Annotated in this window: 6 protein-coding genes and 2 pseudogenes; 3 read left to right on the top strand and 5 right to left on the bottom strand. The window is 73.3% G+C overall.

The window, feature by feature from the left end; genetic code table 11:
* Positions 1 to 122: pseudogene (locus ABGB06_RS39255) on the bottom strand (branched-chain amino acid ABC transporter permease); the annotation flags it as partial.
* Complete coding sequence (locus ABGB06_RS39250; protein ID WP_347600491.1) at positions 95 to 1,030, bottom strand: hypothetical protein; 936 nt, start codon at positions 1,028 to 1,030, stop codon at positions 95 to 97. The pseudogene ABGB06_RS39255 and the gene ABGB06_RS39250, both read right to left, overlap by 28 nt.
* 80 nt (positions 1,031 to 1,110) lie before the next feature.
* Here ABGB06_RS39250 and ABGB06_RS39245 point away from each other — a divergent pair, with 80 nt between their 5' ends.
* The 3 genes and pseudogenes from ABGB06_RS39245 to recX all read left to right on the top strand — a co-directional run.
* Positions 1,111 to 1,305, top strand: a complete 195-nt coding sequence (locus tag ABGB06_RS39245; protein WP_347600488.1) for a DUF3046 domain-containing protein — start codon at positions 1,111 to 1,113, stop codon at positions 1,303 to 1,305.
* A gap of 203 nt (positions 1,306 to 1,508) precedes the next feature.
* Positions 1,509 to 2,723, top strand: a complete 1,215-nt coding sequence (gene recA, locus ABGB06_RS39240; protein WP_347600485.1) for a recombinase RecA — start codon at positions 1,509 to 1,511, stop codon at positions 2,721 to 2,723.
* Positions 2,630 to 3,334: pseudogene (recX, locus tag ABGB06_RS39235) on the top strand (recombination regulator RecX); the annotation flags it as partial. The gene recA and the pseudogene recX, both read left to right, overlap by 94 nt.
* A 234-nt stretch (positions 3,335 to 3,568) precedes the next feature.
* Here the strand turns inward: recX and ABGB06_RS39230 are convergent.
* From ABGB06_RS39230 to ABGB06_RS39220, 3 genes are all read right to left on the bottom strand, one after another.
* Positions 3,569 to 5,131: an FAD-dependent monooxygenase gene (locus tag ABGB06_RS39230; protein ID WP_347600482.1), complete on the bottom strand. Its 1,563-nt coding sequence runs from the start codon at positions 5,129 to 5,131 to the stop codon at positions 3,569 to 3,571.
* 81 nt (positions 5,132 to 5,212) lie between these two features.
* Positions 5,213 to 6,118, bottom strand: a complete 906-nt coding sequence (locus tag ABGB06_RS39225) for an amino acid ABC transporter permease (RefSeq protein WP_347600479.1) — start codon at positions 6,116 to 6,118, stop codon at positions 5,213 to 5,215.
* Positions 6,115 to 6,789 (bottom strand): ABC transporter permease subunit, encoded by a 675-nt coding sequence (locus ABGB06_RS39220; RefSeq protein ID WP_347600476.1) that lies wholly within the window; start codon positions 6,787 to 6,789, stop codon positions 6,115 to 6,117. Before ABGB06_RS39220 ends, ABGB06_RS39225 begins: the two co-directional genes overlap by 4 nt.
* Positions 6,790 to 6,881: the final 92 nt, after the last annotated feature.

The raw sequence follows: 6,881 nt of genomic DNA, 5'->3' as shown, positions 1-6,881 counted from the left end.
CAGCAGACGAAGAGGGTGAGGCCGGTGACCGCGAAGCCGATGCGGGCCAGCCGCCGGTCGGGCTGGGCGAGCGCGACGACCGCGGTCTCGTCGATCACCCAGTGGGCGGCCAGTGGCCTGAGCCACCCCCGAGATCGCTCCCGAGGTCCCGCCCGTAGGCGCGCAGTGTGCGCAGCGCCTCGATGGTGACCATCGCCCGCCACACCGCGGCGCTGCCGGGCGGCCAGGCGCGCCGCCGGACCGGCCAGCCGCCGTCGGCCTGCTGCTGCCCGGCCAGCATGTCCACGCTGCGCTCCAACTCCGCCTCGGAGAACCAGCGTCGGGCCAGCGAGTCCGGGGTGGGGGCGAAGTCGCAGGCGAGGTGCAGCCCCCGCCGCTCCGGCTCGGCCATCGCCAGCCTCCGGCGGCGGACCAGACGACCCAGCCGGTCCGCCGCCGCCTCGGCGCGGGCGCGGTCGGGCGCGCCGTCCAGGAACGCGAGCGCGGCCCTGACCCGGTGCGGATGGGTGCGCTCCAGCCGCTCCACCGCCGACCAGCAGTAGTCGGTGGCCCGGAACAGCCACGCGTCCCAGACGCCGTTGCGGTGCAGCAGGCCCACCACGGGCCCGGTGGCAAGAAGGTCGCTGGGCGGCTCTCCGGCCGGCGGCGCCTCGGGGGTCGCCAGCCAGGGGGCGACCGGATGGCCCGCCCGCGCCGGATGCAGGGCGGGGAGCGCGCCGTCGGGGGTGGAGACGCCGGTCAGGTAGCGGCAGATCTGCTCGGCACGCCGGCCCTGGCACCGGTCGATCTCGTGCAGCACGCGCAGCGCGACGACGGTGTGCAGCGGCTGGCTGAGCGGACCCCGCAGATCGGGGTCGAGTGCGTGTCCGTAGCCGTGGTCGGGATTGCGGTAGGCGGCGAGCGCGGCCTCGACGTCGTCGGGTGAGCCGTCGAGGAAGTGGTACGCGAAGCGTCGCTGGTCCAGCACGCGAGCGGTCAACCACAGGAAGTGCTCGGCGCGGGCGAGGGGAGACGTTCTGCTGGCAGGCATCACTGTGACCGTAAGGTGGCGGAGGGTGGCCGGTCACGGGATCCGGAGAGGTTGCACTCTCGCGGCGGGATACTGAGGGCATGCGGTTGACGGACTTCTGGCAGCGGATGGGCGAACAGTTCGGCGAGAGCTACGCGGATTCCTTCGCTCGGGACCATGTGATGTCCGAGCTGGGCGGGCGGACCGTGTACGAGGCGCTGGAGGCGGGTTGGGACGCCAAGGACGTCTGGCGGGCGGTGTGCGACACCGTCGAGGTGTCGGACCGGCTGCGCTGAGGCCGGCGTTTCCCGGCTCCACCCGGCCACGTCCTTGACATCGAAATCGAACAGAGATTCTCATGGGGGAGCGGGCCGGGCTCACCGGCGGTCGACTGACGGTTGGTTGGCGGCGGATTGGCCCCGCCGGCCGCTGAATGTCAGTGGCGGGCGCTAGCGTCCGTGGTGTGAAGCGATCGAATCAGACGGACCGGGTGGCACCCATGGCAGGTACGGACCGCGAGAAGGCGCTGGACGCCGCTCTCGCCCAGATTGAGCGGCAGTTCGGCAAGGGCGCCGTGATGCGCCTGGGCGAGCGGCCCAACGAGCCGGTCGAGGTGATCCCCACCGGCTCCACGGCGTTGGACGTGGCCCTCGGCGTCGGCGGGCTGCCCCGCGGCCGCGTGGTGGAGGTGTACGGCCCTGAGTCGAGCGGCAAGACCACGCTGACGCTGCACGCGGTGGCCAACGCCCAGCGGGCCGGCGGCACCGTCGCCTTCGTGGACGCGGAGCACGCGCTCGACCCGGAGTACGCCAAGCGGCTCGGCGTCGACGTGGACCAGCTGATCCTCTCTCAGCCGGACAACGGCGAGCAGGCGCTGGAGATCGTCGACATGCTGATCCGCTCCGGCGCCCTGGACCTGATCGTCATCGACTCCGTCGCCGCCCTGGTGCCGCGCGCGGAGATCGAGGGCGAGATGGGCGACTCCCATGTCGGCCTCCAGGCACGGCTGATGAGCCAGGCCCTGCGGAAGATCACCGGCGCGCTGAGCCAGTCGAAGACGACGGCGATCTTCATCAACCAGCTCAGGGAGAAGGTCGGCGTGATGTTCGGCTCCCCCGAGACGACCACGGGCGGCCGGGCGCTGAAGTTCTACGCGTCGGTGCGGCTGGACATCCGGCGCATCGAGACGATGAAGGACGGCACCGAGGCGGTGGGCAACCGCACCCGCGTCAAGGTCGTCAAGAACAAGGTGGCGCCGCCCTTCAAGCAGGCCGAGTTCGACATCCTCTACGGCACCGGGATCAGCCGCGAGGGCGGGCTGATCGACATGGGCGTGGAGCACGGGTTCATCCGCAAGTCCGGCGCCTGGTACACGTACGAGGGCGACCAGCTCGGCCAGGGCAAGGAGAACGCGCGGAGCTTCCTGCGGGACAACCCGGACCTGGCCAACGAGATCGAGAAGAAGATCAAGGAGAAGCTGGGCATCGGCGTCAAGCCGGAGGCACCGGAGAGCGAGCCGGGCGCCGACGCGGCCGATGTGAAGGCCTCGGCCAACGGCACCGCGGCCAACGGCACCGCGGCCAACGGCACCGCGCCCAACGGCGCGGCCGCCGGCGGTGCGGCGAGCGGTACCGCGGCCCGTGCCACGGGCGCCAGGAGCGCGGCGGCCCCGGCCAGGGCCACGGCCGCGGCCAAGGCGGCGGCCAAGAGCTGACGGTGACCCGGCGCAGCGAATGGCCCGAGGACGCGGCGTCCGAAGACCGCGGTGGTCTCGTCCCGTCGAGGGCCGGGACGGGGCCACCGCACAGTCCCCGGGATCCGGTGGAGCGGGCGCGGGCGATCTGCCTCCGACTGCTGACCGGGACGCCCCGCACCCGACAGCAGTTGGCCGACGCGCTGCGGAAGCGGGAGATCCCCGAGGAGGCCATCGCCGAGGTGCTCGACCGGTTCGAGGAGGTCGGCCTGGTCGACGACGCCGCGTTCGCGGACGCCTGGGTCGACTCCCGGCACCACGGCCGTGGGCTGGCCCGCCGGGCGCTGGCCCGCGAACTGCGCACCCGCGGGGTGGACGGCGCGCTCATCGACCAGGCCGTCGGCCGGCTGGACGGCGAGCGGGAGGAGTCCACCGCCCGGGCGCTGGTGGCGCGCCGGCTGGGCGCCACGCGGGGCCTCGACCGGGACCGCCGGATGCGCCGGCTCGTCGCCATGCTGGCCCGCAAGGGGTACCCGGAGGCCATGGCGCTGCGGGTGGTCAGGGAGGCGCTGCGGGACGAGGGCGAGGACCCGGAGACGCTCGACCGGCTCCTCCCCGAGGACGTCGGCTGACCACGCCCGCCGGCGGCACGGGCCGCCGCCGAGCGGATCGACCGGCGGGACCGGCACCGAAGCGGCACGGGGATGGGCCGGGGCGTGGCCCCGGAGGCAGGCGCCGGTGGCCCACCCGGCGAGCTCGCGAAGGAGCCCGTCCGACACGTTCGCGACGTAGTCCGGCCGGGGGACCGGCACAGAAGGCGGCGGGGGGACGGGCCGCGGCCCGGACTCGCCGGCAAGGCGCAGGCGTCAGCGGCCCGCCGGGCTCTCCACGCCGTCGGCGGCGACGCCGCGCAGCACGTGGACGCAGGCCCGTAGCTCGTCCAGGTCCGTGCCCGGCAGCGCGGCGGCGAGGTGTCCGTCCGGGCGGACCACCAGCAGGGCGTGCGCCCCCGCGCCCGGATACTCCTCGGTCACCAGCAGTTCGGCCGGCAGCGCCAGACCCCGACTGGCGGCGGCGAGCTCGGGCATCAGCCCGGCCGAGAGCCAGTGCCGGGCGTCCCAGACCCGGGACCCCGGTGCGGTCAGCACCAGCAGCAGCGGGCCGCCCAGCCAGTTCCGCAGCAGGCCCCTGGCGCCGTCGAGCGCCGTCACCGGCACGTCGGCGGCCGGGGCCCCCAGCGGCGTTTCCGTGGCCACCGAGCGGGCCGGCGCCGGCGTTATCGGGGAGCCCGCGTACCGAGCGGGGGAGCCCAGCGCCCCCAGCCCCAGATGGCCGTCGGCGAGCAGCGCCAGCCGCCCCCCACCGCGCCCGGTCAGCTTCGCCGTCAGCCCGCCCCGGCCCCGCACCAGGGGCAGCGCCTGGTCGACGGCGCGCAGCCGGGCCCCGACGGCCGTGCGGCGCTCCGCCTCGTAGCTGTCGAGGAGCGGCTCGGCGTCCCCCTCGCGGCAGGCCACGGCCAGCTTCCAGGCCAGGTTGTCCGCGTCCCTGAGTCCCTCGGCGACCTGCTGGGTGCCGAGCGAGCCCAGCAGATGGGCCGCGTCGCCGGCGAGGAAGACGCGCCCGGACCGCCAGTGCCGGGCCAGCCGCTGGTGGCAGACGAGAACCCCGGTGTCCAGCAGCTGGTGCTCGGGCACCGCACCGTCGTGCCAGGCGGCGAGCGTCGTGTGCACCAGGTCGAGCATGCCCTCCGGGGTGACCAGACCGCCGTCCTGCGGCAGCGGCCAGTCCAGCCGCCACCGGTCGCCGGACAACGGGCGCACGGTCACCTCGCCGTGCGGCAGTCCCCGATGCAGTCCCGCCTCGCCCGGCCAGGGCAGTTCGGCGCGCACCGTCGCCACCGCGTACCGCTCGACGCCGGTGCGCCCGGGGAAGGCGATGCCGAGCAGTTTCCGCACCGTGGACCTGGCGCCGTCACAGCCCACCAGGTGGCTGCCGCGCCACTGCCGCTCGGCCCCGCCGGGATCCCGCGGATCGGCGGTGTGCGCCACGACGTCGTGCGTGCCGCGCTCCACGGTGACCAGCCGGCGCCCGGTGACCAGCCGCACCAGCTCCTCGCCCTCCGCCGCCTCGCGGAGCGCACGCTCCAGCAGGTGCTGCGGGAGCTGGAGCGGCGCGCCGCCCGGCGCGAACTCCAGCCGGCGCACGGTCCGCCCGCGCAGCGTGGTGCGCCACGCGGGCCAGGTGACCGCCTCCCCGCCCACGCCGGGCAGCCGGGCCCAGTGGGCGGTGTCGGGGGGCAGCACGCAGGTGCGGGCGAGGCGGTGCGGCGGTGGACCCGTCTGCCCGTCGAGAACCACGGTCGGAACACCGTGCCGGGCCAGGGCAAGCGCCAGCGCGAGCCCCGTGGGGCCCGCGCCGGCAATGATCACGGGCAGCACAGCACGTATGCAATCGAGGTGGCTGTTCACCCGTCAAGTTGACGCCGGCCAGCGGAGGAGCCGGCGCCCTCGCTAGTTCTTCGTGTCGGTCGGGCCGCCGAGCGCGTCGGCGCCCAACCCTCCGCCGGCATTCGTTGCCAGCACCGCTCCGGTGGAGCGCTTGCCGCGCCGGATCCGGCCCTCAAGCCAGCTGGCGAAGCTGGTGAGCAGGAAGTTCAGCACGATGTAGATCAGCGCGACGACGGTGATCACCGCGAGGAGGTTGGCGTAGTAGGAGTTGACGGTGCTGACGCTGGCCATCAGATCGCTGAAGCCCAGCACCGCGCCGCCCAGTGCGGTGTCCTTGACGATCACCACCAGCTGGCTGACGATCGCCGGCAGCATGGCGGTGACGGCCTGCGGCAGCAGCACGAAGGTCATGGTCTGACCCTTGCGCATCCCGATCGCCTTGGCGGCGTCGGTCTGCCCCCGCGGCAGGGAGAGGACGCCGGCCCGGACGATCTCCGCCAGCACGGCGGCGTTGTAGAGCACGAGACCCGTCACCACCGCGTACATCGGTCGGATCTCGCGGTCGACATCGGTCCACATGGTGAACGCCTCGCGGGCGAACAACATCAGGATCAGCACCGGGATGGCGCGGAAGAACTCCACGATGGCACCCGCCGGCGCGCTGATCCACCAGTGGTCGGAGAGCCGCGCGAGGCCGAGCACCGCGCCGAGCGGCAGTGCGATCAGCATGGCGAGCCCAGCCGCCTTCAGCGTGTTCTCCAGGCCCGGCAGCAGATAGGTCGTCCACATGCCGGACTCGGTGAAGAACGGCTTCCACATCTCCCAGCGCAGCTGGTTCTTGCTGTCGAGGATGACCCCGACCCAGACCAGCGCACCGAGGATCACGACGGCGAAGGCGACGGTGTAGAGGGCGTTCCTGACCCGAGCCCGGGGACCCGGGGCGTCGTAGAGGACGGACAGGTCGCTCATCGCTTCACCGCCACGCGCTTGGCCACCCAGCCCAACAGCAGGCCGGTCGGCAGGGTCAACAGGATGAAACCGCCGGCGAAGATCGCGGCGATGGGCACGAGCTCGGCCTCGTTCTCGATCATCGTGTTCATGAGCGTGGCCGCCTCGGCGACGCCGATCGCGGCCGCCACCGTGGTGTTCTTGGTGAGCGCGATCAGCACGTTCGCCAGCGGGGCCACCACCGAGCGGAACGCCTGGGGCAGCACCACCAGGGTGAGCACCTGGACGAAGTTCAGCCCCAGGGCCCGCGCGGCCTCCGCCTGGCCGACCGGCACCGTGTTGATGCCGGAGCGCACCACCTCGCAGACGAAGGTCGAGGTGTAGAGCACGAAGCCCAGCACGGCCATCCGGAAGACGAGGCTCTCGGAGCCGGTCTCGGCCCAGAACGTCAGACTCAGGGTGTAGGCCAGGAGCTGCGCGCAGCCGACGATGATCAGGGTCAGCGGGGTGTTCCTGACGATGTTCACATAGAACGTGCCGAACGCCCGCATGACCGGGACCGGGCTGACCCGCATCGCGGCCAGGATCGTTCCCCAGATGAGCGAGCCGATCGCGGAGAAGACGGTGAGCTGCACCGTCAACCAGAACGCCCCGAAGAGGTCGTACTGCTCTAGATCAAGAAAGTCGAACACGAGGTCTCACGTCTCACCTAGGGGTCGGGGATGCGGAAAAGGGCGTGGCGCGCCCGCCCGCGCCGCCCCCGCGCCCCCCCCCCCCCCCCCCC

Origin of the sequence: Streptomyces sp. B6B3 (genome assembly GCF_039871525.1) — a bacterium.
GTDB lineage: Bacteria > Actinomycetota > Actinomycetes > Streptomycetales > Streptomycetaceae > Streptomyces.
This window is presented reverse-complemented; position numbering and strand designations above follow the sequence as displayed.